This window comes from Leptospira saintgironsiae (assembly GCF_002811765.1).
GTDB classification, from domain to species: Bacteria; Spirochaetota; Leptospiria; order Leptospirales; family Leptospiraceae; genus Leptospira_B; species Leptospira_B saintgironsiae.
In genome coordinates, this window is sequence record NZ_NPDR01000001.1 from 849216 (window position 1) to 875598 (window position 26383).

25 protein-coding genes and 1 tRNA gene are annotated in these 26383 nt (G+C 39.0%); 15 read left to right on the forward strand and 11 right to left on the reverse strand.

Annotation, left to right across the window (positions count from 1 at the left end):
* Positions 1-138 precede the first annotated feature (138 nt).
* Complete coding sequence (locus CH362_RS03920; protein ID WP_100709010.1) at positions 139-1158, forward strand: helix-turn-helix transcriptional regulator; 1020 nt, start codon at positions 139-141, stop codon at positions 1156-1158.
* Between the two features lie 10 nt (positions 1159-1168).
* On the forward strand, positions 1169-2407 hold the full coding sequence (locus tag CH362_RS03925; RefSeq protein ID WP_100709011.1) for a M48 family metallopeptidase: 1239 nt from the start codon (positions 1169-1171) through the stop codon (positions 2405-2407).
* Positions 2408-2431: 24 nt separating this feature from the next.
* Here the strand turns inward: CH362_RS03925 and CH362_RS03930 are convergent, their stop codons facing one another.
* Complete coding sequence (locus CH362_RS03930; RefSeq protein ID WP_100709012.1) at positions 2432-3574, reverse strand: DJ-1/PfpI family protein; 1143 nt, start codon at positions 3572-3574, stop codon at positions 2432-2434.
* Positions 3575-3690: 116 nt separating this feature from the next.
* Between CH362_RS03930 and CH362_RS03935 the strand changes: the two genes are divergently transcribed.
* Positions 3691-4752: an AraC family transcriptional regulator gene (locus tag CH362_RS03935; protein ID WP_100709013.1), complete on the forward strand. Its 1062-nt coding sequence runs from the start codon at positions 3691-3693 to the stop codon at positions 4750-4752.
* A gap of 3 nt (positions 4753-4755) precedes the next feature.
* Here the strand turns inward: CH362_RS03935 and CH362_RS03940 are convergent, their stop codons facing one another.
* Positions 4756-5178, reverse strand: a complete 423-nt coding sequence (locus CH362_RS03940; protein WP_100709014.1) for a VOC family protein — start codon at positions 5176-5178, stop codon at positions 4756-4758.
* Between the two features lie 573 nt (positions 5179-5751).
* Here CH362_RS03940 and CH362_RS03950 point away from each other — a divergent pair.
* A complete protein-coding gene (locus CH362_RS03950) occupies positions 5752-6087 on the forward strand; it encodes an LIC10421/LIC12816 family protein (RefSeq protein WP_008595389.1) in 336 nt (111 codons plus the stop codon).
* A gap of 132 nt (positions 6088-6219) precedes the next feature.
* On the opposite strand, the gene CH362_RS03955 is transcribed toward CH362_RS03950, so the two are convergent.
* Positions 6220-6456 carry a hypothetical protein gene (locus CH362_RS03955; RefSeq protein WP_100709270.1) on the reverse strand — a complete coding sequence of 79 codons (237 nt, stop codon included), beginning with the start codon at positions 6454-6456 and terminating at the stop codon, positions 6220-6222.
* Between the two features lie 131 nt (positions 6457-6587).
* Between CH362_RS03955 and CH362_RS03960 the strand changes: the two genes are divergently transcribed.
* A complete protein-coding gene (locus CH362_RS03960; RefSeq protein WP_100709016.1) occupies positions 6588-8153 on the forward strand; it encodes an LA_3751/LA_3752 family putative glycosyltransferase in 1566 nt (521 codons plus the stop codon).
* A 30-nt stretch (positions 8154-8183) separates the two neighbouring features.
* On the opposite strand, the gene CH362_RS03965 is transcribed toward CH362_RS03960, so the two are convergent.
* Together CH362_RS03965 and CH362_RS03970 are read right to left on the reverse strand one after the other, a co-directional pair.
* A complete protein-coding gene (locus CH362_RS03965; RefSeq protein ID WP_100709017.1) occupies positions 8184-8591 on the reverse strand; it encodes a 5-fold beta-flower protein in 408 nt (135 codons plus the stop codon).
* A gap of 154 nt (positions 8592-8745) precedes the next feature.
* Positions 8746-9051: a hypothetical protein gene (locus CH362_RS03970; RefSeq protein WP_100709018.1), complete on the reverse strand. Its 306-nt coding sequence runs from the start codon at positions 9049-9051 to the stop codon at positions 8746-8748.
* A gap of 163 nt (positions 9052-9214) precedes the next feature.
* Between CH362_RS03970 and CH362_RS03975 the strand changes: the two genes are divergently transcribed.
* The 10 genes from CH362_RS03975 (at position 9215) to CH362_RS04020 (ending at position 18872) form a co-directional block, all read left to right on the forward strand.
* Positions 9215-10162: a helix-turn-helix transcriptional regulator gene (locus CH362_RS03975; protein ID WP_100709271.1), complete on the forward strand. Its 948-nt coding sequence runs from the start codon at positions 9215-9217 to the stop codon at positions 10160-10162.
* A 51-nt stretch (positions 10163-10213) separates the two neighbouring features.
* Positions 10214-11107: a 4-(cytidine 5'-diphospho)-2-C-methyl-D-erythritol kinase gene (locus CH362_RS03980; RefSeq protein WP_100709019.1), complete on the forward strand. Its 894-nt coding sequence runs from the start codon at positions 10214-10216 to the stop codon at positions 11105-11107.
* A 10-nt stretch (positions 11108-11117) separates the two neighbouring features.
* Positions 11118-11193 (forward strand) — tRNA-Gln (locus CH362_RS03985).
* Positions 11194-11218: 25 nt separating this feature from the next.
* Positions 11219-11974: a sugar phosphate nucleotidyltransferase gene (locus CH362_RS03990; protein WP_100709020.1), complete on the forward strand. Its 756-nt coding sequence runs from the start codon at positions 11219-11221 to the stop codon at positions 11972-11974.
* Positions 11971-12912, forward strand: coding sequence for a ribose-phosphate diphosphokinase (locus CH362_RS03995; protein WP_100709021.1), 942 nt, complete (start codon positions 11971-11973; stop codon positions 12910-12912). The genes CH362_RS03990 and CH362_RS03995 overlap by 4 nt, the downstream gene beginning before the upstream one ends.
* Positions 12913-12929: 17 nt before the next feature.
* A complete protein-coding gene (locus CH362_RS04000) occupies positions 12930-13565 on the forward strand; it encodes a 50S ribosomal protein L25/general stress protein Ctc (RefSeq protein ID WP_100709022.1) in 636 nt (211 codons plus the stop codon).
* 42 nt (positions 13566-13607) lie between these two features.
* Entirely contained in the window at positions 13608-14171 is a 564-nt protein-coding gene (gene pth, locus CH362_RS04005) for an aminoacyl-tRNA hydrolase (protein ID WP_086447991.1), read from the forward strand.
* 212 nt (positions 14172-14383) lie between these two features.
* On the forward strand, positions 14384-16360 hold the full coding sequence (gene ftsH, locus CH362_RS04010) for an ATP-dependent zinc metalloprotease FtsH (protein WP_100709272.1): 1977 nt from the start codon (positions 14384-14386) through the stop codon (positions 16358-16360).
* Positions 16357-16836 (forward strand): EVE domain-containing protein, encoded by a 480-nt coding sequence (locus CH362_RS04015; RefSeq protein WP_100709023.1) that lies wholly within the window; start codon positions 16357-16359, stop codon positions 16834-16836. Before ftsH ends, CH362_RS04015 begins: the two co-directional genes overlap by 4 nt.
* 11 nt (positions 16837-16847) lie before the next feature.
* Positions 16848-18872 carry a PP2C family protein-serine/threonine phosphatase gene (locus CH362_RS04020; RefSeq protein ID WP_100709024.1) on the forward strand — a complete coding sequence of 675 codons (2025 nt, stop codon included), beginning with the start codon at positions 16848-16850 and terminating at the stop codon, positions 18870-18872.
* On the opposite strand, the gene CH362_RS04025 is transcribed toward CH362_RS04020, so the two are convergent.
* The 6 genes from CH362_RS04025 to CH362_RS04050 form a co-directional block, all read right to left on the reverse strand.
* Positions 18847-19224 carry a hypothetical protein gene (locus CH362_RS04025; RefSeq protein ID WP_100709025.1) on the reverse strand — a complete coding sequence of 126 codons (378 nt, stop codon included), beginning with the start codon at positions 19222-19224 and terminating at the stop codon, positions 18847-18849. The genes CH362_RS04020 and CH362_RS04025 overlap by 26 nt on opposite strands.
* Positions 19225-19373: 149 nt before the next feature.
* Positions 19374-20873, reverse strand: a complete 1500-nt coding sequence (locus CH362_RS04030) for a polyamine aminopropyltransferase (protein WP_165780231.1) — start codon at positions 20871-20873, stop codon at positions 19374-19376.
* A 1-nt stretch (position 20874) separates the two neighbouring features.
* A complete protein-coding gene (locus CH362_RS04035; RefSeq protein WP_100709027.1) occupies positions 20875-21075 on the reverse strand; it encodes a hypothetical protein in 201 nt (66 codons plus the stop codon).
* Positions 21076-21084: 9 nt separating this feature from the next.
* Positions 21085-23046: a DUF4178 domain-containing protein gene (locus CH362_RS04040; protein WP_100709028.1), complete on the reverse strand. Its 1962-nt coding sequence runs from the start codon at positions 23044-23046 to the stop codon at positions 21085-21087.
* Positions 23047-23121: 75 nt separating this feature from the next.
* Positions 23122-23958: an adhesin OmpL37 family surface protein gene (locus tag CH362_RS04045; RefSeq protein ID WP_100709029.1), complete on the reverse strand. Its 837-nt coding sequence runs from the start codon at positions 23956-23958 to the stop codon at positions 23122-23124.
* Between the two features lie 76 nt (positions 23959-24034).
* Positions 24035-26383: a heavy metal translocating P-type ATPase gene (locus CH362_RS04050; protein WP_100709030.1), complete on the reverse strand. Its 2349-nt coding sequence runs from the start codon at positions 26381-26383 to the stop codon at positions 24035-24037.

Below are 26383 nucleotides of genomic sequence, written 5' to 3' on the forward strand. Positions count from 1 at the left end.
AGCGACTGAAACGAGAGAATTATCGAGATCAGATCTTACTCATCAAGTTGTTTTTTGGGACTTTCTCTGAATTCAAAACAGGGCAGAGATTTTTCCTTGCCCAGGGACTTTATAAAAATCAAAATTTAGAAACGAGCCATGAAAGAAGAACTAGACAAAGATATAGATCAGGAAATCGAGCCGAGGGAGATGAATCCCACAGAGTACAGGCTTCTCACATTATTATTCAATTTTTTCAGATTTCCGGACGGGATCACTTTGAGCTCTCTAAGAAAGATCATGGAGGGATTTTACGATAACGAGAACAGAGACTCCGACAGACGAAAATTATCCAGAGATATAGAAGAGTTAGGCGCCTTAGGATTTCATATTAAATATTATCCGCAAAAGAACGGAAAGGATTTTGTATACGTACTCGTAAAAGATCCACTTTCCAAAACTTTAGAGTTCTCGGAAGAAGAGCTTAGAGAGATATCCGCGTTACTCTTAAGAGGATATTCAGAAGCTCCAAAATATGAACTTTATACCGCTGCTAGAAAAATATTCGCAGGAGATCTAGAATACTTTCCAGAGATACCAGAAAGCTCTGAGGAAAATTCAGAAGAGTTCGGCGAGGCTGCATTTCAAATTTTAGAAGCTCTCAAAAATCATACTCCAATCCGAATTAAATATTATAAAACTTTCCCAGAAGATTCATATTTGAAAGAAGCAGATCCAATCAGGCTGATCCGAAAAGGCGGCCAGGATCATTATCTATTAGCTTATGACAGAGAAGAAAAGACCAAAAAAAGATTTGTTCTACCTAAGATCTTATCTGTGGAACTCCTACAAGGAGATCCACTTTACCAGGCAAGAGGTGCTAAAAAAGAAACAGAAGAAGATCTAATCACACACGCAGGATTATTTCCAGTCCACGAACCCAAAAATGTGGAGTGGATCTGCAAAGAAGAAGGTCTCGTAAAAGCAAAACTATTCCTGACAGGAATTAAATATGCCGAAGAGAAAAATAAACTCAGTTTCCAATCTACCAATCTGGAAGGTTTATTACCGTTCTTATGGAGATGGCCGGATGCAATCGAAACAGTTCTTCCTGAAGAATTGAATTCAGTCTTCCGAAACTCAGTAAAACAGATCTCAGAACTCTACGAAAAAGTATAAAAACCATTACATGAAACTTAAAAACATTTTATTTTCTTTATTCTCCCTACAGATCTTACTCACACTCGTAATGAAATATTTCTCCTACCAAGGCGATCTATCTCCGGAATTACATGAAAGAATTCTAAAGTATTTTACCCAAGATGATATAAATTCAGGGATAGACTATGAAAGAAGGGGATTTTTTGTTTCTATCATTGGTTCCTTGCTTGATTTTGCTTTGGCGGGAGCATTCGTATTTTCCCCAATCTCAGTAAAGTTAGAGGAATACTTCCGCAGAAAAACGGGAGAAAGATTTTACCTTACAGTATTTCTATTCTTCATTTCCTTCTATCTTGTAGAATTTATTATTTCTCTACCGTTCAGCTATTATTTCGGATATGTGATAGAACACGAATTTCAATTCTCCAATATGAGCGTAACTGATTGGATCTTATTTAAAGCAAAATCATTCGGGCTCGGATTTCTATTTGGCGGATTAGTAGTCCTCGTAGTTGCATTCGTGCTTAAAAATCTTCCACGTGCTTGGAAATATATACTTCCTATCTTGTCACTTGGCTTCGGACTTCTAATGTCTGTATTGTACCCAATTATCATCACTCCTATCTTTTACGATTACGGTCCTATCCAAGATGGAAGTTTAAAAACAAAAATATTGGCTCTCAGCCAAAAAGCAAATATCCAAGTAGAGAATATCTACGTGATCAACGAGAGCAAATACTCGGGTCACACAAATGCATACTTCACCGGTTGGGGAGAAAGTAAAAAAATCTTCTTATATGATACACTTATCAACAACCACACAGAAGAAGAAGTGGTAAGCGTACTAGGACACGAAATAGGTCACTGGGTGCACAATCATCAAATGATAGAGATCGCGCTTAGCACATTAGAAACTTTCTTACTATGCTTCTTACTCGGATATGTATTCCAAAAAGTAAAAGAAGAAGGATTGATCCCATTAAAAGAATTTTATTCTCCTTCTTCCTTACCATTTCTGTTTTTGATACTATCCCTTGTTGGAACAATACTTGGACCATTTTCCGCAACACTCTCTAGAGTTCTGGAAACCCAAGCCGACAGAGAAGCACTCGTGCTAACCAATGACAAAAAATCATTCATTAGCACTGAAATCAAGCTGGCAAAAGACAATAAATCCAGATTGAATCCTCACAAACTGGAAGTGATCTTCGAACATTCTCATCCAACTACTTTGGAAAGGATAGAATTCGCAGAAGGCTGGAAATAAGAATCTGGCCTTCTTAAGCCGAACCTACTTCCTCCAAGGATATTCCATCTGTAGAGCCACAAATGCTGCAGTGTTTGTTCCGTATTTGGATTCAATCTCTGCGAGATTTTTATCATAGGCAGTTGCAGCCGCTATTCCATTCAGATTTTCTAAAATAGAATCTAAATTGGCGGCTTCTGACTGCGTTTTGTCTACATGTAATAATAAACCACTCTTGGTTCGGATTTGTTTTTGATCTGAAACAGAAAATACTTCCGATCTATACGTTCTGGAAAAAGAATCCGCTTGTAGAGCGAGTACTACTTCGTCCATTCCATCGGAAACCCGAACACCTAAGTTTTCATAATTCCAAAAGCCCAGATAATTTTTCGCAGCAATATACATATCTTTGCCGCCTAAATAAAAATCAGAACTTTTATGAGTGGGTTTCCAATCTTTAGCTCCTAAGCTAGACGCAATTTCTGATGCTTTTTCTTTTCCGGAAATTGCTTCTATTAAAGCCAAGGAAACTGGAATAGAAGCAGTGATTCCAGTAGTAGTAACGATCTTTCGATCTGCAATGTACCTTCTATCCTTGATCCATGTAGTCTCAGGAAACTCTTTCTCTAAATTAGAAAAAGAAAACCAATGACCGGTTGCCTTATGATCTTTCAAAACACCTGCATTTGCGAGCACCCAAACTCCGTCGCATACTCCTATAATCGTAGAACCTTTTGCAGATTGTTTTTGTACAAAAGATAGAAGGGCGGGATCATCCGAATAATGGACTGCAGGTACGATCACATAATCCGCGCCTTCAGGATATTCTGAATCAAAAAGCTCAAAAGACTTCTCCGCTTCTATTTTTAGTGCAGGAAACATTTGGACCGGGCCAGTTTTAGGGAAAACAGAGAGTACCTTTGCGATTTTCGCAGAAGTTAAAACTCCATAAGGGATCATAAAATCAGTTAGCTCAGTCATTCGGTTCTCACCGATTACAACAATGACTGGTTGTTTTCTGCCGAATCTAGGTTGGTAGCTTGGGATTTTGGAAACTTCTTCTTGGGTTTGGACTTTCGAAGTTTCAGAAGATATTCCGTATTCTACAGTTCCGAACAAGAGCAAGAAAGCCAAACTCCCGTAGATGGATTTCAAAAAACGATTTGGTTGGAGGCTAAGATGTTTCATACATTCAGGATACGATCTTTTTCTAAAGCGGTCGTCCTTCCGTATCCGGATGGACTAAAAAAAGAAAAATCCTGAAAAAATCTGGACATTCAATTCTCTTCAGACTCTTTCATTTTATGGATACGTTTCTGGCGTTTGGAGCAGGGCTTTCATTCTTATTGGCCATTTCTGAATTCATCCGAAAAAACAAAAGGCAGCCAATCGGTTTTTTCTTTCTGTCTCTTTCTATAGTACAATTCCATCTGTATTTGGAATTATCCAACCAGTTAAAGGAAGAGCTTTGGTTTGCGGAAATCCATATCCCTTTCCTATTTTTCACAGGCCCTTTGGCGTATTTGTATTTTAGAAGATTAGGAGGACTACCAGCAAAGGCACTCAATCTGGTCCATTTTGCTCCTGGATTCGCGGCGTTTTTGTTCCTTCTACCTTTTGTTCTATCCGATCCGAATTCCAAATTAGAATACGTAAGTGTATTCCCTCCCAGAAATATTTATTTCCAGTTCTTGTTTGGACTTTTGATCTTAGGAACTATTTCCAACTTAGTATATCCGCTTTTACTGATCGGAAAGATCCGCAAATGGAAAACCTTCCTCCAAAAAGAAGAAGGACGAGCATTCTCTCCATTTCTCGCGCTCTTCTATGCAAGTATATTTGTGATCTTTTTATTTGTGGTTGCTCAGATCTTCTTCATGCCTTTGTTCACTGTTGCGGCTGCAGGTCTCACTTTGATCGTATGTTGCGTTTTTTTAAGTGCTTCTATATCTCCTGAATTGATTGTTTCGTTTGAAAAAACAGCGAAGGAAGCAGGGTATAATGAGACAAGGCTGCAAGGTTTGGATGTGGACTCAGTCATTCAAAAGATGCAAGAATTGATGAGAGATAAAAAACTCTATCTGGACGAAGAGCTTACACTTCCACTTCTTTCAGAAGAATTAAAGATTAAAACCCATCAATTATCAGAAATATTAAATGATAAGATGAGGATTGGTTTTAGGGAGTATATCACTGGGTTTCGTTTAGAAGAAGCGTCTAAATTATTAAGAGAAGAGCCTCAAAGATCAGTACTTGCTGTGATTTACGCGGCAGGATTTAAATCCAAATCCGCGTTCCATAAGTTATTCCAGGAGAAATACGGATGTTCTCCTGGAGAATATCGTTCTTCTTATTCTAAAAACTAACTCTTACCATTCTCCAGTATTCGCCATACTCTTCCAAGGTTCTGCAATCTCTAAAGATTTTCCTCTTTGTAGCAACTCAATGGAGATAAGATCAGGTGATCTAATAAAAGCCATTCTACCATCCCTAGGCGGGCGATTTATAATTACACCTTTCGCCTGAAGATTCGCACAGGTTTCATAAATATTATCTACTTCAAAAGCAAGATGACCGAAATTCCTTCCGCTTGTATAAGCCGAATCTTGGTCCCAATTATAAGTTAATTCTATTTCAGGAGAATTTTCATCTAACTCAGATAAGAACACAAGAGTGTATCGTCCTTCTGGATGATCATGTCTTCTCGTTTCTTTTAGTCCTAACTTGTTACAGAAAAAATCCAATGCTTGATCCAAATCTTTTACTCTGATCATAGCGTGTAAGTATTTCATTTTGTGTCCCTTGGCAGAAATCTTCTCTGAAAAAGAAGATTTGTTCGTTCTTTATGGGAAGGGTGCTGCGGATTTTCCCTATGACAAGCCCAAAGCAAAGATTAAAAATCGAACAAATTAGAAAAATCCGTCATATTGGATTTTCCCGATTTACCTCCAAAAACACCCTTTTTGACCCCATTTTTGCTTATCATGGGGGCGAAATGCTTAATTTGTGTGCTCAAAAAATAAGCATTTTCTGAATTTCTAATAAAGAATTGGCTTAAAAAAAAGGCCCTTTGGATCGATACTTGTACTATATTCAAGCAGCGGTATGAGAAATCATCCGATTTCGCTTCTTTTTTATTCAATGTGAATGGATAGAAGCTAGTTGAAATAGAGTGCTTAGAAAATTAGATAAATCTAATAAATGTAAATGTGATAAAAGGTTCTTTGAGTTCGTTTAACAAAAATTTTTAATTTTTTCTTTATATAAAAATTTTTTTGTTCCATTCATCAACGCAGATAGGTCAGATGGATGTAAGCGAAAACAAGAACAGAAAATATAAAAAAATAACTTGAGGTTTCAATTTTATGAAAATCAACAAACTCACTTCTCTTCTATTGGTAGTAGGCTTCTTAGCAGGATCTTCCGTTTTTGCAGTTTCTCAAGACACTGAAGATCGTCTTTTAGAGCAAGCTTTGGTATCCGCTGCGGTTACTAAAGAGCAAAAAGTTGCAGTAGCTACTTACTTGAAAGCAATCGCTCAACAAAAGAATGAAAGAGCGGAAGAGTTAAGAGCATTGGCTAAACGTTCTACTGGTGGAAAATTCCTCGCTAGCAACGCTCAGTCTGAAAAATTCTTAAGACAAGCAAAAGCTCTTGAAGCAGAAGCTGCAAGAACTCAAGAATTTTTAAACAATCTTTAATTTAGTAGTCACAAATCCTAAAAATCCATCGACTATGAGGCGCCGTAAGGCGCCTTTTTTTATGTACTGTTTATAAGAATAAAAGAAGAAGGTTAACTGAAAGGAAGATCGTGGCCCGGCACGGGGGAATTTTTATTTGGAAGTCTTTTTATCTTTAGGAAAACAACTCATACTGAAACCTTCTATCATATAACAAATAGCATCTTTGGTTTCACATCTCAATGCATCATTATAAGTAGCGCTTTGGATTTCCAAGTCCATACGTTCACAGACCATTTTTTCTCTGGTAGAAGTTTGGATGCTTGTGTCCTGGCCGAGCAAGCCACCGGCGAATAGGAAACAAATTGCGAATAATACCGATTTTTTCATCATTCTCTCCGGAGAATTCTCTGATTCTATGACCCTTTCAGGTTTCCTTCCTTGAGTCAATCGATTTGGGAGAAGAAGACAAAGCTTCGAAAAAGGATTGTGAGACGATTTGAACCTTCTAATTTGCCCTGATGAGTTTTCTGGACGGAAAGATGCACTCTAAATGGACAAGACTCACGTTTTGTTTGCTGTTCCTTCTTCCTTTATTATATCCCTTCTTATTAAAGCCTGGTGAACAATTATACTCTGACCATTTGGGCAAATTTATATTAGGTGAATCAGTAGGAAGAAACGGATTTCTTTCCGGCAATTTGGTTCTGCCTTCTCGAGACCTAGACCCGGAAGGAAATTATTGCCCTACAGAATGTATTCGTATCGGCGAAGAATTGATCAGCCCATTTCCAGCGGCATTGGGCTATGTTTATGCGGTATTTCTCCCTTGGAGTGGAATAGTTGGAGTGTATATCGCAGTTGCGGTCTTAATACTTCTGTCTTTCGTATTTCTTTCTATCTTATGGGATTGGGATCCGATCTATTTAGGAGTTTTGGTTTTGGCCTCTCCTTTTTTGGTAAACGGATACTTTTTTCCAGATGTGGGTATTGCTTCCTTTTTCTTTATAGGGGGAAGTTTTCTATTTTTAAGATCAGGTCCTTCTTCTTCCTGGTTTAGGTTTATAAGTTCAGGTTTTATCTGCGCTTCTTCTGCTTGGTTTAGAATAGAAAGTATAGTATTCCCGTTAACATTTATATTTTTCTTAAGTATATCTAAGTTTTCTAATACAGAAGAAAGAAAGAAGATCTTAGGATATTCAGTTGGTTTTTTAGTTGGAGTAGGACTTTTGCTTGGGATCCAATATGTTCTTTATGGACATCCTTTGGGCCCAAGGTTTTCTTTTAACCAGCCTACAATGTTCCTGCTTCCTTGGAAAAAGTGGAAAATTTACGCAGGACTATTGATTGCAAATCCGAATCGGATCGGATTTTTCGGATACACTCCCGGGTTTTTGATCGTTCTATTCTTCTTTATATATTATATTTTATTTAAGAAGAATCCTTTAAAGAGAAGTGTGACTCTCGAAATCTCAAATCGGGATCTATTTGTTTATTCTGGCTTGGTTGCGTTTTTAGCTTTAGTGGTTTCTGCGCCGAATGACGGGATTATAGATTTTGGTTCCAGGTATTTGCATTTGAGTTTGCCTGCTTTTGCGGGAATGTTTTTGATCTTACTCGAAAATATTGGAGAGAAGTTCCGTAAGAGCGCAAAAATTGTTCTGTATACGATCCTTTTGTATTCAGTATATATTAGTTATTCTTATACTCAAATTTTGGGAAAATATGGAAGAAAGACCACTAAACTTAATGCGATCTATTTGGAACAAAAGCCAGACTTGGTTGTGGTTCAGATCAGAACTTATTCTCAAATTTTAGGTAAATACTTTTTCCAAACTCCTTCTGTATGGTTGTTGAGAGAAGGTCATATTAAAAAGTTTTTCTCCAAGAATAGTCCTAATCAATTTAAAAAAATATTATTTGTGCAAACGAAAGCCTCGATAGCACAAAGTTTAAATGAGTCTGATCCTTTTCTAGAAAATAAATATTATGAAAGTATTACCCAAGCCTTAGGTCCTGATTTCAAAAAAGTTTGGTCGGAAAATAAGGAAGATGTTTTACTTTTTTCCATGGAAAGAAAAAAGTAAAACCCTGCCATCTGTGGTTTTGTTCAAATCTTATTCGTTCAAAAAGTAGAAGAAAAAGAATCCTGCTGCTTGCGCTCTTGGAATTCCAACTGCACTTCCGATCAAGGAACCATTTTTTCGTACATCACCATTACTATCAATGCGTCCGATCAGACTTCCGTTCTTGCGTACATCTCCGCTGGAATCGATCGAACCTACTAGTGATCCATTCAATCGGATATCTCCGTTAGAGTCAATTCTACCGATCAGGCTTCCATTCTTCCGAACGTCCCCGCCAGATTCAAATCTTCCCACGAGAGATCCGTTCAACCTTACATCTCCATTGGAGTCAATACTGCCAATAAGTGAGCCGTTTTTTCTCAGATCACCTGCTTGTAAGGAGCTCAAGCCAACGCTCAAAAAGAAAACTGCGGCTACGAGTTTCAAAATTGGTTTCATTCATGTATCTCCGTTGTTATATGCAAAAGTAACAAGTATGGAGATGGTTTTTGAGGAATTATTTTCCTGGAAATGTATCGTTCATTCCTTTTACCATACTGAGCCAGCTTGTGCGAGTAGATATCAGCTTAAGATCGAACTATAACGTTATTCTCTATTCAATATCCTCATCAGATTCTATTTCTAATTCACAAAACTTAGAATAATATTTGGATTGTATTTCTTTTCTTTCTTTTACGATTCCGGAGATTTGTATAAAAAAATTTGATCTAAGTCCGTACAATCTTCCGTAAACTCCATCTCCTTTTTTATAAGAAACTCTGGAGTCTATACGAAATCGTAAGATCTTCTTTCCTATTATCTGTGCTGCTGCCAAAAACACTTGGTCAGAATCAAATAACTCCAGATAGAATTGAGGAAGAAGTTTGAATGTATTTTTTAAAAAAGACGTTTGGGCCATATAAGCATATTCTATTGGAAACTCCGGACAAACAGGTATCATCCGTCTTAAAATCCTATGTTTTAGGTTACGATTCTGTAAAAAGAAGGCTCTAAAAAAATCCTTCTCAAATGATACGTATTTTTGATTGTCTCAAAATTTCCCGAAAGAAAGAATGTCCGACATGAATCCAAGTACGAAAAAACTCCAAACGAAACTGGCAGTGATTCATCTTTTGCAAGAAAACAAAAGAATGAGTTTGGAGGATCTTTCCAAATATTCCGGTATTGATGATATAAAAGATCTTAAAAAAGAACTCGGGAAATTGTACATGGTGGGTTCTTATCCTTATACTCCAGACCAATTTGTGGAATTGGATTATGATGGGGAAACAATTGGCATTCGTATGCCAATAAGCTTGGAGCAAGGTTTGGTCCTAAGCGTAAAGGAATGGGCTACAATCCGAAAATTATTTTTGGAAGAAGGCGAAAAAGAAACAGTTCCTTCCAGAAAAAAAATACTGAAATCTATATTAGATAAAATTCATACAATTCTTCCTTCTGCGGGAATTCCGAGCGAAAACGAATTAAAGAAGAATATTGAAGATTCTATCTCCGAAGGCAAATCTTTACAGATTAAATACCGCGCACAAGGAGAGGCAGAGCCTGAATCCAGAAAAGTAGATCCTTGGGCTTTATTAAGTTTCAGAGAGGAATATCTGATCGGATATTGCCATTCTAGAAAGGCTCCTAGAACATTTAGATTGGATTCGATTCTTCAATTGAATGGCACCCAGGAGAATGTTGCAGAGATCCCAGACGAAGAAAGAAAAAATGCAATCTCCAAATTAAAACAATTTCTCCAAGGAGGAGAAGGGGACTCGAATTTTGCAGAGATCTATCACACTGCAGAAGTGTATTTTAATCTACATTCTCGCTTACATTTAGAAAGGACTTCTAACAAAAAACAAATTGGAGATACCACATATTATCTTTCTAAAGCAAGGATCAGAAACCAGGATTGGTTTTTATCTATTCTGAAAGGTTTTGGTCCGAATGTAATTCTTCATAACCCACCTGCGTTAAAAGAAAGAATGACTGCGTATTGGGAAACTATTTCTTCTGGTTCTTGAAATTGGGAATCGATTGACTCACTTCTATTTACCATTGATTCAGGATATACATTGCTTTCTCCCGCAAAGATCAATCTAGGCTTAGAGATCCCTTACAAAAGGCCCGATGGATTTCATGAGATCCGAAGTGTATTTTTACGTTTAAATTGGGGAGATGATATTCTAATAGAGCCGATCACTCCCGGATCTTTTGAGCTGGTTTCTGATAATCAGATCATTTTAGAAAAGAGACGTTTATATGATGAGGTTTCTGAAAAAGGAGACCTAAGTAAGAATATTCTTTTCAAAACATTTTCCAAGATCCGTGCTCATTACAGAGAACTTCCAGGTGTGAGGATCCATCTTACTAAAAAAATTCCTCCTGCTGCTGGTCTGGGAGGTGGATCTACAAATGCTGCATCACTTTTCTCTTTTTATTTTGGTCTGAGCCCAGAGTTTAATTCGGATCATATTTTCAAATTGGCAGCTGAGATCGGAGCTGACGTTCCCTTCTTCTTATCCGAAAATCATTGTTTGGTGTCTGGAAAAGGTGAGATCTTAAAGGACATTCAAGTGCATTCTGGGCAGGGAATTTTAGCCTTAACTCCTCAGGTACTCTCGACTGCCGAAATGTACGCAGGTCTCAAAAAGCCTTTACAAGCCGACCCTCCCTCGAAAAGATGGATTTCTCTAGGCAATGACGTCGAGTTTTCTTTAAAAGAAGGAAATTGGGCGGCTTTGAGAGAAAAGCTCGTAAACGACTTCGAGCCTCTTGCATTCCAAAAGTTTCCCCAACTAGGGAAATTAAAGGAAAGTTTTTTGGCGAATGGAGCTAGTTACTCCTCCTTAACTGGATCAGGATCTTGTGTCTATGGTTTGGTGCAGGGATTGGAAATACGGGAAGAGCTGTTCGCCAAAATGCAAACGGAATTTCCCGACCTTACGTTTGTAAGCTTTAATTATTAAAGAACGAAACTGGGCCGTCGCCAAGTGGTAAGGCAGCGGTTTTTGGTACCGCCATTTCATAGGTTCGAATCCTATCGGCCCAGCCACTGTTTGATTTCACCGGATTACTGAATGGACGCCAAAAAGGAAGCAGTCGCCGTAGTATTAGCTGCGGGAAAGGGAACCCGCATGAAGACGGAGCTCCCAAAGGTGGCTGTTCCTTTAAATGGAAAGCCCCTTTTAAACCATGTTATTGATCACCTCAAAGAAGCGGGTATCAATGACATAGTCATAGTTGTAGGCTATAAAAAAGAAGAAGTCCAAGCACTTTGCGCAGGAATTCCTGGCATTCGTTTCGCCGAACAAAAAGAGCAATTAGGCACAGCTCACGCAGTATTAAGCGCCGAAGAATTTGTAAAATCCCATAAAGGTCCTATCCTTGTAGCATGTGGTGATGTTCCAATGATCACCGGGGACACATTCGGTTCTCTCGTTTCCACTCATGTCCAAAATGAATTTTCAGCTACTCTTCTTTCCGCAAAGGTAGATGTTCCTACCGGTTACGGAAGGATCGTTCGTAATTCTTCTGGAGAAGTAACCGCAATTGTTGAAGAAAAAGACGCAGATGCGGAACAGAAAAAAATAAACGAGATCAACACAGGGACTTATGTTTTCAGTTCCGAAATTCTTTTCGAATCTCTTAGAAAAATAGGAAACAGCAATGCTCAGGGAGAATATTATCTTCCTGATCTAGTAGAGTTGTATAAAAAAGAAGGAAAAAAGTTGGGCGCAGTAATTCTTAAAAATAGCGGAGAAAGCCAAGGTGTGAATTCTCCTGCAGACTTGGAAAACTTAGCGGCAGTTTTAAATGGAGCGGTTGCAAAATGAGCGGCTCTAATATCGCAGTTTTTTCAGGATCTTCTAATCGTACGATAGCAAATGAAATTTGCCAAGAGTTAGGAATAGCTCCCGGCAAGATCAATCTTCGTAAATTTTCCGACGGAGAGATTGCAGTTAAGATAGAAGAGAATGTAAGAGGAAGAGACGTATTTGTAATCCAATCTACTTCAGCTCCAGCAAATGATAATTTGATGGAATTACTTTTGATCATGGACGCGTTAAGACGTGCTTCTGCAAAAAGTATTTCAGTAGTTGTTCCTTATTACGGTTATGGACGCCAAGATAGAAAAGCGGAACCAAGAGTTCCAATTTCTGCAAGAGTAGTTGCGGATCTGATCGAAGTTTTAGGCCCTACAAGAGTGATCGTAATGGATCTTCATGCGGACCAAATCCAAGGGTTCTTCAAAGTTCCTGTGGATAATTTACATTTTAGTCCTGTTCTAGTAGAATATATTTTAAGCAAGAAATTCGAAGATCTAGTTATCGTTTCTCCTGACTCAGGTGGTGCGGAAAGAGCGAGATCCTTTGGTAAAAAAGTGAACGCAACTTTAGCGATCATAGACAAGAGAAGACCGAAGGCAAATGTTTCCGAAGTGATGAATGTGATCGGAGAGATAGAAGGTAAGAATTGTATCCTTCTGGATGATATGATCGATACTGCAGGCACTATCTGCAAAGCAGCTGATGCTCTTTTGAAAAATGGAGCTAAATCAGTGTATTGTGCAGCTACTCATGGAGTTCTTTCCGGAGAAGCTATCGATCGTTTGAACTCTACTCCTTTTACGGAGGTCGTATTATCTAATACGATCGAAATCCCAGAGTCCAAAAGAATCACTAAGTTAAAAACTCTCTCAGTAGCTCCGTTATTCGCAGCTGCAATCCAGAGAATATCGACCAATCAATCGGTCAGCGACCTATTTATATAAGAACAAGGGTAAAGACAATGAGCCACAAATTAGCTGTTAAAAAAAGAACTGAAACCGGCAAGAACATAAACAATCGTCTTCGTGAAGCTGGACAAGTTCCTATTAACATTATCGGAGGCGGAAATGCCGCATCCGGTTCCGTAAACGAGAAAGAACTTGAAAAACTAGTTCATTCCGGGATCCGTCAATCCACTCTAATCGAGTTGGAAGTAGAAGGAGAAGGAATCCAAAAGGTTTTCGTTAAAGAAGTACAACGTTTTCCTGAAATCGACAGAATTCGCCACGTAGACTTCTACAAAGTTGAACCTGGTAAGAAGATCGTTACTAAGATCGGAATTCGCACTGAGGGAACTGCAAAAGGTTCTAAGATGGGTGGTCAGTTCGACCATTTGATCCACGAGATCCGTGTGAAAACTGTTCCTGAGGATCTGCTTGAGACTCTGGTTCTAGATGTAACCGATCTAGATGTAGGCGATTTTATCAAAGTTAGTAACTTAAAAGTTCCTGCAAGCTGGGAAATTTTAGTTAACGGAGATCCGATCGTTGCTGCAGTTCTGAAAACCAAAGCTTTACTTGCTCAAGAAAGAGCAGAAGCTAAGGAAGCAGCTGGAGCGAAACCGGGAGCAAAAGCCGGAGCTAAAAAAGGGAAATAATTTTCCCGTCCCGAGATCTAAAAAATTGGAGTACGTTATTGTATGAAGCTAATCGTCGGACTGGGTAACCCCGGAGACAAATACAATAATAACCGAGCTAATATCGGCTTCAAAATTTTAGACGTGATCGCCAATAATATAAACGTTGAGATCAAGACTAAAAAGAAAAAGTCTTTGATCGGGCGCGGTGATTTCGAAGGAGAAGAGGTTGTATTATTAAAACCTCAGACCTTCAGCGATCTATCGGGAGAGTCCGTTCTGTACATAGCTTCCTTCCTGAAAATTCAGGTACAGGATATTCTTGTAATCCACGAAGATCTAACCTTACCCTTGGGTAAAATTGTAGTGGATAAGGGAGCTAACGGGAATGAAAATCCTGGGATCAAATCAGTGATCCAATCCTTACGTTCTCCAAATTTTATTCGTATCCGAATTGGGATCGGTAACGACCAATTTGACGGCACAAATCTGGACGGATTTTTGAAGGAAGATTTCCAACCTTTAGAAAACTTAAGTTTAATCCAGATCATCAACGACGCGGAAGCCGCAATTCGCTCCATCAGTTTGGGCGATATTGAAGACGTGATCGAAAAATACAGATTGTAAAATCTATTTTTCAACTCGGTTCCGCCGAGATCTAAAAATCCTTTACTTTTCCGGAAAAAAAGGGACTCTGATTATGGGGAACCTTTTCACTCGAAACGGTTTCCAAATAGTATCCGGTTTACGATTCCGGCAGGTCCAATGCCTGTTTCCTTTAGTCTAAAACTACGGGAAGAATGTGGCTCCGAAGAGATGGCGGAGCTTGGGAGTTACACATGAATAACAATAATAAAGGTCTTAGATTACTTATACTTTTTATCTTAGTAATCCTAGGATTAGCACTTCTCGTCCCGCAGATCCAAACTGCTCTGGGCAAACCTAGAATATTACCGTTCTCTCAATTTATGAACATGGTAGAGCCGGATGCTTCTTCTAAACCGAAAGGCAAACTGGTTAAAACCACAGATTCTAATTTCCCTGGCTGCGACAAGTTAGTCATGGAAGGAGACATGATCAAAGGTTGTTACGAACCATTTGAAGAAGGAGCAACAAAAGCCCCTGTTCGTTTCGAGACCAGAATCGCTCCTATCGATAAAGAATTCCTTTCTTCTTTAAGAAAAACGAATATTGATCTGGAAGTAGTTCCTTCTGAGAACGGACACGGATTCGGAATGTTAAGTTCATTCCTTCTGATCGCTGTGATCGGTATTTTCGTATTTTACTTTTTCATTATGCGCCAAGTTCAGTCTACCGGCAATAAGGCTTTCTCATTCGGAAAATCTAAAGCTAAGATGACTGTAGATCCAAAGGTTAAGGTTAGTTTCGCAGACGTTGCAGGATGTGAAGAAGCCAAAACCGAATTGGTCGAAATTATAGAATTCTTAAAAGACCCTAAAAAATTCCAAGCAATGGGTGCAAGGATCCCAACTGGAGTACTCTTAGTAGGTCCTCCGGGAACTGGTAAAACTTTACTCGCTAGAGCGGTTGCAGGAGAAGCTGGAGTACCATTCTTCAGTATCTCTGGTTCCGACTTCGTAGAAATGTTCGTGGGTGTGGGAGCTTCTCGTGTTCGCGATCTTTTCGAGCAAGGTAAGAAAAATTCTCCATGTATCATCTTCATAGATGAGATCGATGCAGTGGGAAGATTGAGAGGAGCCGGATGGGGCGGTGGTCATGACGAAAGAGAGCAGACCCTGAACCAAATGCTCGTTGAGATGGATGGTTTCGAGAAGAACGAAGGTGTGATCGTAATGGCAGCTACTAACCGTGCTGACGTTTTAGATCCTGCGTTACTTAGACCAGGACGTTTCGACCGACAAGTGATGGTAGATCTTCCTGACTTAGTAGGAAGAGAACAAATCCTAAAAGTGCATTCTAGAAAAGTTCCTTTAACAAGTGATATCTCTTTGAATTCAATTGCAAGAGGAACCCCTGGATTTACAGGTGCGGATCTTTCTAACTTGATCAATGAGGCTGCTCTGCTTGCTGCACGTAAGAATAAAAAACGTGTAACCCAAGAAGAATTAGAAGAGGCTCGCGACAAAGTGATGATGGGCCCTGAGCGTAGATCTTTCTTCATTTCCGAAAAGGAAAAAGAAGTGATTGCGTATCATGAGGCAGGTCACGCGATTTTAGGAACGCTTCTGGCTTATACAGAACCTGTTCACAAGGTAACCATCATTCCAAGAGGAAGAGCATTAGGTCTTACTCAGTCTCTTCCTACAGAAGATAAACATATTCATACTAAAGCATATTGGTTGGATCAAATCGTAGTTTGTATGGGCGGTTTTATCGCAGAAGAGTTTAAGTTCAAAATGACTTCTACTGGTTCCAGCAATGATATCCAACAAGCTACCAATATCGCGAGAAGAATGGTCTGTGATTGGGGAATGTCCGAAAAACTGGGTACAATCAATTACGGAAGTGGCCACGAAAGTCCTTTCTTAGGAAGAGATATGGGCCAGAGCAATAAGGCTTATAGCGAAGAATTTGCTGCAATGATCGACAAAGAGATCAGAGGGATCGTTCAGACCTGCTTAGATAAAGGAAGAGAACTGGTCCGTAAGAACTCTACCAAGTTCGAAAATCTTGCGAAGGCGCTTCTTGCAAAAGAAACAGTTGCTCACGACGAGTTGATGGCGATCGTTCATCCTTCTCATGAAGAAACTAAAAAGAAAACTGAACGTTCTAGCAAAAAGGAGAAGGCGGGAGAAATTCCTAATAAACCCGCATATTCTACTGGCATTGAATGAAATTCTGGCTTTTTAAAACCGAGCCTGACGTTTTTTCCATAGACACTTTGGCTTCTTCTCCCGGCAAAATAGCGCCTTGGGAGGGAGTCAGAGGTTATGGAGCGAGAAATTACCTAAGGGATGAGATCAAAAAGAAGGATCTTATCCTATTCTACCATAGTAGTTGTAAACCACCCCATGTAGCTGGACTTGCGGAAGTTGTCAAAGAAGGTTATCCGGATCATTTCGCTTTCGATAAGAAACATAAGTATTATGATCCAAAAAGTGATCCACAAAAACCGACCTGGTTCATGGTAGATGTGAAATTTAAGGAAAAATTTTCTCGCGCAATTTCGCTAGAAGAATTAAGATCCCACGGGCAACTAAAAGGAATGGTGCTTTTACAGCCGGGTGGTAGACTTTCCATCCAACCGGTCAGCGAAGAACAGTTTCATTATATTTGTAAATTGGCCGGGGCAAAAAGTCTTCCCGGTTAGGGAGATTTCTGGTGAATATTTTCCGAAAAATTCGGAATATCAGCTTCATTCTGTTGATCCTTATCCTAGGTATAGGTTCTCTATACTCGCAGGAAGATGTTCCCGTTTTTCCGATCTCCGGTTCTATGTCCGGAACTCCTATAAATAAATTTACTTTTGTCCGTAAGATCCGCCCGGGAGAAGTGAAAACTCCTACTGACTTAGAAATCGGTGACTGGACCAGAATGGATAAGGACAGTTTATCTTACAGTTTCACTGATGATCAGTTTTTAATAAAGTTCAAGATACAAGCTCCTCCTAAAGAAGGAACGATCTCCTGGTATTTAGTTTTGAATAACCCTGGGATGGAAAATCTCATAGTCTACAAAAGAGTATGGGGACCGGGGGGATGGGCATGGTCTGAACTTTCCAGAGATATGAGGATGTCGTACATCCAACCTGCATTCTTAATTGAAACTCCTCCAAACAAGCAGGAAGAATTTTTAATCCACGCTTCTACCAGAAGGTCTCTTGTTTTAAATTTCCAAGCATGGGCTCCTAAAGAATTCGCTGCTCATATCCAAATGGAAAATTTGTTCTTAGGAATCTTCTTCGGAGCAATTGGGATCATGTTAGTTTATAACGGATTTCTTGCATTTGTGGTGAAGGACTCCAGTTATTTCTTCTATGTTTTATATCTATTGTTTTATGGATTTTGGCAGATGGCAGTCACAGGAGTTGGCGCGCAGTATCTGATCCCTGCTCCTGCAACTTCTTGGAATGATTATCTAACCGGATTTGCGTTTTTATCAGTTGCATTCTCTCTTTTATTCACACGTTCCTTCTTGCATATGGAAAGAGAGACTGGCTGGAAAAATTATGCTTTCTTAATATTGTCTGCGTTTGCGATTTTAGGATTTATTGCTTCGTTATTCTCCAGTATTTATGGGCCGATGATTTGGGCAGTGTCCTGGTATCCTTTCTTGGCTGCAGTTTTGGTGATCTATTCTGCTGCAATCCGTTTGAGAAGAGGATATCGACCTGCACGTTATTTCCTATTGGCATGGTCTGTTCTCATTCTTTTCGTTTTGATTACTGCTCTTAGGAACTTATCTATTATCCAAGATACTGAACTCACTCATTGGTCCGCTCAATTTGGTTCTTTGGTAGAGATGACACTTCTTTCTTTTGCTTTGGCGGATAGGATTAAAACATTAGAGAAAGATTCTCTCCAGGCACGACTAGAAAATTACGAAAGTCAATTGAAGCTAACTGAGATCGAGCAAGAGCTTAAGATCGCGAGAGAATTACAAGAGTCCATTCTTCCAGATCGTTTACCTGAAGTAAAAAATCTAAAACTTTCTGTAAGAGGGGAGTTTGCAAGTTCTGTGGGTGGAGACTTCTACGATTTCCAATATTTGGAATCAGGCAAGTTAGGTATATTTTTATCAGATGTTTCAGGTCATGGAGTTCCTGCTGCGATCATTTCTTCTATGGTCAAGTTGGCATTCTCCATTGAATCCAGAAAGAATGAAGATCCTGCAGAAGTTTTAAGAAGTATTAATAGATCTTTAAGTGGTAAGTATGGAAAACATTTCATTACTGCAGCTTATCTTATAGTCGATCCTTCAAATGGAAAAGTGACTTATTCTAATGCGGGACATCCTCCGATCGTTGCTATAGACAAGGAATCAGGAGAGACTAAAGAAATATTTTTACCTGGTTGGATCATGGGAATGGATCCGAATCTGAAGAACTCTGTTGTTGAATTCCAGATGAAACCTGGAGACCGTTTGATCATTTATACCGATGGGATCACGGAAGCCAGAAGTAAAAGTGGCGAAATTTTTGGATTCCAGAGATTTTATAAATTATTAAGTGATCATATGCAATCAACTGGCGAAAAACTTGGCGAGGATTTGTTTGCTACTGTGAGAAGTTTTACGGGGAACCGAAAACATTTCGAGGACGATCTAACTTTTCTTGTCCTAGATTATTTGCCGGTCCCAGATGAGAGTGACGTTAAAGAAATTACTTCGAGTTTTTCAAAAAGCTGATTAACTCATTTGAAACTTGAATAGGGCGTTTTCTGTAGCTCTTCTTATATTCTTTTTTGTATTCTTTATGACAGTTTTTGCAGGATGATTCCAGATCTCCTGATGCAAGAGCTTGGTCCGTGATCTCTTTCCATTTTGTTTTTTGTTCGTCTAAGGCCCAGTTCGGAACTTCTTTTAAGATCCTTTCGAGAGCTGCCTTATCACCTTTCTTAGCTTTTTTAGAAGCAGGTTTAGTATAATCTTCCATGAAGTCGTGTAACGTGGTTTCTGTGGTTCCTGATTGTGCATAGGAAGCAGAAACACCTAGTAAGAATAATAAAACGATGCAGATATTTTTAAGTTTACGGTTCATCTAAGAAAGTCCTCTTTTTCCTATATTTTTAAGTCTTTATAAGTTTAGGGAAGTTCTTTCCTTTTTTTAAGAAAGAATCCTAGTTTAGAAAAATCACTGCATGTTTGAAATTTTGGGAACCTAAGAAAAGGTAGAAGTTCGGGATCTTTTTAATCTAAGATACGATTCCATTCTTGGTCGTAATACCGTACAAGACTTTGGTTATCTAATCGGTTCGGTTCAGTAGGCACTCTGGACATATCTTGGGGGAATTCCGAAATAGATTTGAGTTCAGTTTCATTCAGGAATTTTAATCCTGCGGGAAGATCTTTTCTGTATCCGCCTAATTTGCCTACTGATCCTAAAATAAATCCCCATTCTCCAAAAGAAGGAACGTAAACATGTAAGGCCCTGGTATTAAATCCAGATTCTTTGAGAGTGGCTTCTACACACCAGAAAGACATTCTCGCAAATAGAGGAGAAGTGGATTGTATCTCTACGACTGAAAATTCGTTGAGCCTTCTTTTTAAACTTCTGTAAAACGCGGTACTGTATAATTTTCCAATAGAGAAGTTACTTGGGTCCGGGAAATCAATTAGCACCACGTCGAATACTGAGCTTGATTCTTCTAACCATAAAAAAGCATCTGCGTTCTGTACTTTTACTTTAGGATTTTTTAAACTAGATCCATTGATCTCTGTGAGAATAGGTTGTTCCGAAAAAATACGAGTCATCTCTGGATCCAAGTCTACCAAGGTAATGGATTCTACACTTGGATATTTTAGGATCTCTCTGACTGCTAAACCATCTCCTCCACCCAAAACTAATACTCTTTTTGGATTTGGATGAGATAGAAGGGCGGGATGCGCTAATGTTTCGTGGTATCTATACTCATCCCTGGAGCTGAATTGCAAATGCCCATTCAGAAAAAGTCTAAGCTCACTTTTATATTTAGTGACTATGATCTTTTGAAAATTGGTTTGTTTAGAATAGATTATCTCATCTGAAAAAAGATTTTCTTCACTATAATAAGTGATCATCTCAGAAAATGCGAAACCTAATCCGAGTAAGGTCAATACAAGTGCGGATTTTGCTCTCAATAGGTTTTTATGTTTTTCGGAAAGGGGTAGGACAAATGTTCCCCATAAAGCTGTTCCAGCATTTAATAAGCCAAAAAAGAAGGAAGTCCTTACCATTCCCAATTTAGGAGCGAAGAAGATCGGAAATGCCAGAGAAGCCAGAAGCGCTCCCGCGTAATCCAAACTAAGCACCTTGGAAACCATATCACGAAATCCTAATTTATTTTTTAGGATGCGTAGAAGTAGAGGTATCTCCATTCCTACCAAGGTTCCGACTGCAACTACGATACTAAAAAGTGGGATTTGGAAAATTCTAGTCTGTCCGAAACTTAAAAACAAAATTGCTGCACTGAACCCGCCTAATAACCCTAATGCGAGTTCTACATCTAAAAATTTAGGGATTAGATCTTCTATTAGGTATCTGGAAAGCCAACTTCCGATTCCCATGGAGAATAGATAAACTCCGATGACTAGTGAGAACTGAGTGACTGTTTCTCCGAGCAAGTAACTTGCCACAGTGCCCGCTAATAGTTCATAAACTAAACCGCAGGAAGAAAGGATTAGGACGGAGATTAATAAGGCTCTCTGCAGTTTATTTTCCCCCTGGGAAATTTCTGGTGAACCAAGCATAATGAGAACGGTAGATCCCAGGGTTCTGTCTGACAGTTTTAGGGACCTGGTTCACTTCTTCGAAATCAGTGGTGGCTCCACCTTTTGTATAGTCCGAAAAAAAACCAAGCCCCAATGAGGCCGCGAAGAAAGGATAAACAAGACCTTTTAAAAAATTCCACATAATAAATCCTTAAACTCTTTTGGATTCGAAAGAATAACTTCTGAAAAAAGTATAGATCAACGGAAGCCACAAGAAGATAGAAAATAAGAAGAATGGAGCAGGGCTCATCACATCTCTTATGATCTTAACATTATAAACGGAACCCCAGCCTTCTGGAAAGTCCGATTGGCTTTCTAATCTAAGATAATATCTTCCTGGAGGGATTTCCGCTAAAGATTTAGAATCCGATCTGGAACCTTCTGACCAGGATTCGCCGTCATCAACTCCATGATAATAACTAGTTTCGATTGAAGTATCGTAAGCAGTATCTGTATCTTCGTTAATCAGAGCAGCGGAGAAGAATATATATTTATTATCTATATTAGGAGCTTCGATCTGTATCTCTACATTTTCGTTCGCAGAGCCCTTTAATTCGAATACATCCGTTACGAAAGAATTGTCTCTGAAATTTGAACTTCCTATTTCTGCATTCGGAGTCGATGTCTGAACGTATTTGAATTTTCCTTCGTACACTATTTGGTTTTTAGCCTTGATACATCCGTATACTTGGAATACTAAAAATACTGCTGTTAGAGTCGCTGCCACCCAAAGATTTCTTTTTAATCTAATCTTGAATGGATTTGGTTCGCATACTCCAACTATTTCAGGTTTTCTTAATTTAGAAGCAGTGTCCAAAGGAACTGCCGACTTCATTGTATCAAAAGGGATAAAGACTCCCTTGGACCAAAATAATTCCTTATCTGTTCTTTCAGAAGAGATCATATAAGGAGGAGAAATAAAATCTTCGAGCTGTGCCTTCTCTCCTGCAGAAACTTTCCAGTAAAATTCTCCTAACGCGAAGTCAGTATTAGAATCTGAATTAGCAAACCATTTATAGGATCTTTTCTGGAAGATGCGTTTTAATCCTGGCGCCCATTTAGGAACTCCAGCAAGAGGTTCGAAATAGGTCCAGTTATCCCCGTTCTCATTTAGCCAAGCATATCCACCTCTGTATCGAAGAAGATAGTCAGTCCAGGTATAGGTCTCGTCATCCACCTCAGTGGATTTTCTTAATACACCGATAACTTTGGATTCAGGAAAATTAGGTAACTTGATTGGAGTTCCTAAAGGAAGAAGAACATTATCTCTGGAAACTTGATCGAATTTGGCAATGATCTTTAGATCATCACTTTCAGTATCCATTACTGATCCACAATATTCACAGGCTAAGGATTTAGAAAAGTCAGGACTAAATTGATTGAGAGAAGCTCCGCAACCTTTACACTCAATCGATTTTGCAGGGATTTGTGTTTGGTTGTATGCGACTTCTTCTTGTCTGAGTCCTGTTAAATTTAATTCTTCTAATGTAGAAAAATTTCCCGAAAATAATAATGCAGGAGATTCAGAATAATCCAAGGTTCCGAACAATCCATCTTCGCTAGCAAGATCTAGTAAGACTGCTTCGTATCCAGTTTGGAATCCGATAGGAAGTTCACCTTCTCCACCTATGCAGGTAGCTTTCATGATCTCTTTGAGAGTCCAGTTTTCTCCCAAATAAAAACTGTCTCCAGGGGTGATCCTTTCTCTACGGCCTGAGGCGATTACGATCGGGTCTTCGTCACCTTCTAAATTTGGGATCTTATCTGTTGGAATTCCAACATTTAGTTTTGTATAATAATAAGAACCTTGGGCTTCTCCCAACCATGCAGAACTTCCATCTCCTTCCATGAGATGCCATTCGTTCCAAAAGCCTAATTCGAATTTAAGTTGGATCCTTCCTATAACTCTGAAAGGGGTGCCTCTATAGTTCCCTTGAGTCCCGAGTTGTATAATAGAATGATCGTCAGCGAGTTCTCCCGCTGTGCCGATCTTTTCCAGATTCACATCCTTTTTAAGAGAGAGAGTTTTACAACTGGAGCAAACCGCATAAACGGAAGCCTTATTGATGATCGGGACTGGGGCTCCGCAATTAGGACAACTTAGTTCGGACACAAAGAAAGGTGATAACTTCGGGAGGATACTCTGTCAATCCTGGTTTTAAGGCGTCGAAAGAAATTTCCTGAATTTTTAGGGAACGACAGAGCGTTTCGCCATTCTTCTTGCCCGATCGCTGGCGGGATCTATATCTCCCAAAGCTTTTTCCAATTCTTGCAGACCCGGATTTTCCCAAGTAGCTTCGTATAAGTTGGGGGAGTTAAATATATAAAAATGGTTATCGAAATGGATCCGATTATAATAGTCCGCCTTGGTAAACATTGCACGGTTTATCTCATTATAAATTTCTTCGAATTCAGTGGTTTGCAGATCCGGTTCGAAGTCGGAAAGATATTTTAAAGAAAGAAGAATGACGTATTCTCTGGACTGTTTTAATAATTTCAGAGCTTCGTATAAATATTGGGTTTTGATACCAGGCAAATATGGTCTTGTATTATCAGCGATTGTTTTCTTTTGGTTAGAAGCTCCGTATTCTCTATAACCCATTTCCAAATGATGTCTTGCTTCCGCATCTTTTGTTCTAAGAGCATACTTGGATAAAAAATCCAATTCCCTTCTTACACTTGTGGCCGATGCTTCAACAGCTTTGCCATATAATATAACTAATAATCTTTGGGTTTGGCGCATTTCATCGTAAGAATGGGAAAGGTCAAATTGTAAATACAAAGTGAATGTCTCAATATGATGTTGGAGACATCTACGGAATAATGCCTTATCTTCTTCCGTTCCGTAATTAGAGATCGTACTATTGATGGCTTTTAGATGAAATTCGTTTTGTTTTAATCCTCTTTCTACTCGGACTAAGGCCGTAGCTCTATTACTGTCCAAGTCCGCTTTTGTTTGTCCAAAAGGAAGAATGATAAATGCGAAAAGAAGAATGATATATGTAAAATTTCTTTTCGAACCCATATTAGGATTTTCGGAAATAGGAGGGGTCCAAATTGAACCCCATTATAGGATAAATTTTACTGAACGATTTTTTGTCTTATGTCCTTTTCTTGAGTCGGAGTGCATTTAGAACCACGGAAACGGAACTGAATGCCATCATAGCACCTGCGATCCAAGGAGCTAAAAGTCCTGCTGCTGCAATCGGGATACCTAGAGTGTTATAAGCAAGCGCCCAGAAAAAATTTTGTCTGATATTCCCGGTTGTAGCCTTAGCGATCAGGATTGCCTCTGCGATTTTTTCTAAATCTCCTTTTACTAAAACTACTCCTGCAGTTTCGATTGCTACTCCTGTTCCTGTGCCCATTGCAAATCCTACATCTGCTTTTGCTAATGCGGGTGAGTCGTTGATACCATCACCAGTCATCCCAACTGTTTTGCCTTTGGATTGTAGGTCTGATAGTATCTCTGCTTTGTCTTTTGGCAGAAGAGAAGCATGCACATTTTTGATCCCAACTTTTGAAGAAATACTTTCAGCAACGGATCTGTGGTCTCCAGTTAAGAGCAGTGTTTCGATTCCGAGAGAATCTAATTTCTCCAATGCAGATTTTGCATTTTGGCGGATTGTATCTTCTATTGCGAAAATAATCCATGTAGGAGTTCCAACATGGGTATTGGAGTCGGAGCCGGCCGCGTTATCAGAGTTGAAACTTTTCTTATTTTCTAATCTTGTCCAGACTACCGTTTTACCTTCTTTCTCCCAAGAATTAGAAATTTCTAATAGATCCTTAGGTAAATTTTCATTTTTTTCGAAAAATTCCAGTTTTCCTATCTTAATTTTGTTTTGGTTTGTGTTGGCAGTGATCCCAAGTCCAGGAACAGTCTGCAAATTTTCAGGAGAAAGTATAGAAATTCCTTTTGATTTTACAAAGGAAACAATCGCTTTTCCTAAAGGGTGAGAAGATGCAGATTCTGCGGAAGCAGAAGAAGAAAGTAGATCCGATTCTTCTCCTACAAATTTATAATCTGTTACGGAAGGGTTTCCTTCGGTGATTGTTCCGGTTTTATCGAAAGCTATCAGAGTGAGAGAAGCTGTTGTTTCTAAAACTTCTGAGTTTCTGAATAAGATCCCAAGGCCTGCTGCTTTTCCTGTTCCTACTAAAATTGAGATCGGAGTAGCAAGTCCTAAGGCGCAAGGACATGCAATTACCAAGATAGCGATCGATTTTTCTAAAGCGGAACCTAATACGCCTGCTTCTAAAAAGAAGAACCATAATAAAAAGTTAAACACAGAGATCAAGATCACTGCCGGAACAAACACTGCAGAAATTTTATCCGCAATCTTTTGGATCGGAGCTTTGGAACTTTGTGCTTCTTCGACGGTTTTAATAATCGATGCGAGTACTGTTTCAGAACCTACTGAAGTCGCTTGCACAATCAGGTTTCCATTTCCGTTGACTGTTCCACCGAATACTTGGCTATCTTTCTTTTTGTCTAGAGGAAGACTTTCGCCAGTTAGCATGGACTCATCTACAGAGCTGAAACCCTCGATTACAATTCCATCGACAGGAAATTTTTCACCTGGTCTGACTTGTAGGATATCCCCTTTTTTTACGTATTCTGTTGGGATCTCTGACCAAAATTCTTCTTTTTTAATACGAGCTGTTTCTGGTTTTAATTCTAGTAATGTTTGGATTGCAGAAGAACTTTTTCCTTTTGCTTCTGCTTCCATCCATTTTCCCGCGAGTATAAAACAAAGTAATACTGCAGATGTTTCGTAGTATAATGGTGGAAGTGAATGTATATGTGCTCCTTCTTCCCAGAAAGATGAGAAGAACAGATCTCCTTGTTGGATCCCTTGTAATAGAGAAAGTATAAAACTATATCCGAATGCTGCAGAGGTTCCTAAGGAAACCAATACATCCATGTTTGCGCTTCCGTTTCTAATTGCTCTGAACGCACTTTTGTAAAATGGAAATCCAATCCAGAACTGAACTGGAAACGCTAATACAAATTGTATCCAAGGATGCATGAGCGCTTTTGGATTCGGTAAGAACTCCAAAAATGAAAAATGGGAAACCATTGAATAGAATAGGGGAGAAGCGAATAAAAGAGAGATAAAAAATCTAGATCTTAATTTCGATCTTTCTTTTCTATGTAGCTCTTCTGTTTCTTTATAATTATTCTCTGAGTGTTCTTTTGCAGAATAACCTAAGGATTCCACTTTAGAAAATAATTGTGTAGAATCTACAGACTCATTGAATCTTACGAATGCAGTTTCCCTTCCGAAATTGACTCGAGCTTCTTCTACTCCCGGAACTTTGTTTAAACCTGTTTCTATCCTTCTTGCGCAGTTTGCACAGGTCATTCCAAAAAGATCTAAAGTGATCTCGGATGTTTTTTCTTCGGGGGAGAAGGTTTTGGATTCTTCTCTAATTTCCGTGCTCAT

Excerpts from the sequence above, each read along its gene's own strand:
- CH362_RS03960 (WP_100709016.1), top strand. The coding sequence starts at position 6,588 with ATGAGTTTTCTGGACGGAAAGATGCACTCTAAATGGACAAGACTCACG.
- CH362_RS03950 (WP_008595389.1), top strand. The coding sequence starts at position 5,752 with ATGAAAATCAACAAACTCACTTCTCTTCTATTGGTAGTAGGCTTCTTA.
- CH362_RS03925 (WP_100709011.1), top strand. The coding sequence starts at position 1,169 with ATGAAACTTAAAAACATTTTATTTTCTTTATTCTCCCTACAGATCTTA.
- CH362_RS03935 (WP_100709013.1), top strand. The coding sequence starts at position 3,691 with ATGGATACGTTTCTGGCGTTTGGAGCAGGGCTTTCATTCTTATTGGCC.
- CH362_RS04025 (WP_100709025.1), bottom strand. The coding sequence starts at position 19,224 with ATGAACCGTAAACTTAAAAATATCTGCATCGTTTTATTATTCTTACTA.
- CH362_RS03920 (WP_100709010.1), top strand. The coding sequence starts at position 139 with ATGAAAGAAGAACTAGACAAAGATATAGATCAGGAAATCGAGCCGAGG.
- CH362_RS04050 (WP_100709030.1), bottom strand. The coding sequence starts at position 26,383 with ATGAGCACGGAAATTAGAGAAGAATCCAAAACCTTCTCCCCCGAAGAA.
- CH362_RS03955 (WP_100709270.1), bottom strand. The coding sequence starts at position 6,456 with ATGAAAAAATCGGTATTATTCGCAATTTGTTTCCTATTCGCCGGTGGC.
- CH362_RS03975 (WP_100709271.1), top strand. The coding sequence starts at position 9,215 with ATGAATCCAAGTACGAAAAAACTCCAAACGAAACTGGCAGTGATTCAT.
- CH362_RS03940 (WP_100709014.1), bottom strand. The coding sequence starts at position 5,178 with ATGAAATACTTACACGCTATGATCAGAGTAAAAGATTTGGATCAAGCA.
- CH362_RS03965 (WP_100709017.1), bottom strand. The coding sequence starts at position 8,591 with ATGAAACCAATTTTGAAACTCGTAGCCGCAGTTTTCTTTTTGAGCGTT.
- CH362_RS03995 (WP_100709021.1), top strand. The coding sequence starts at position 11,971 with ATGAGCGGCTCTAATATCGCAGTTTTTTCAGGATCTTCTAATCGTACG.
- CH362_RS04000 (WP_100709022.1), top strand. The coding sequence starts at position 12,930 with ATGAGCCACAAATTAGCTGTTAAAAAAAGAACTGAAACCGGCAAGAAC.
- pth (WP_086447991.1), top strand. The coding sequence starts at position 13,608 with ATGAAGCTAATCGTCGGACTGGGTAACCCCGGAGACAAATACAATAAT.
- CH362_RS04035 (WP_100709027.1), bottom strand. The coding sequence starts at position 21,075 with ATGTGGAATTTTTTAAAAGGTCTTGTTTATCCTTTCTTCGCGGCCTCA.
- CH362_RS03990 (WP_100709020.1), top strand. The coding sequence starts at position 11,219 with ATGGACGCCAAAAAGGAAGCAGTCGCCGTAGTATTAGCTGCGGGAAAG.
- CH362_RS03930 (WP_100709012.1), bottom strand. The coding sequence starts at position 3,574 with ATGAAACATCTTAGCCTCCAACCAAATCGTTTTTTGAAATCCATCTAC.
- CH362_RS03970 (WP_100709018.1), bottom strand. The coding sequence starts at position 9,051 with ATGGCCCAAACGTCTTTTTTAAAAAATACATTCAAACTTCTTCCTCAA.
- CH362_RS04045 (WP_100709029.1), bottom strand. The coding sequence starts at position 23,958 with ATGGGTTCGAAAAGAAATTTTACATATATCATTCTTCTTTTCGCATTT.
- ftsH (WP_100709272.1), top strand. The coding sequence starts at position 14,384 with ATGAATAACAATAATAAAGGTCTTAGATTACTTATACTTTTTATCTTA.
- CH362_RS04015 (WP_100709023.1), top strand. The coding sequence starts at position 16,357 with ATGAAATTCTGGCTTTTTAAAACCGAGCCTGACGTTTTTTCCATAGAC.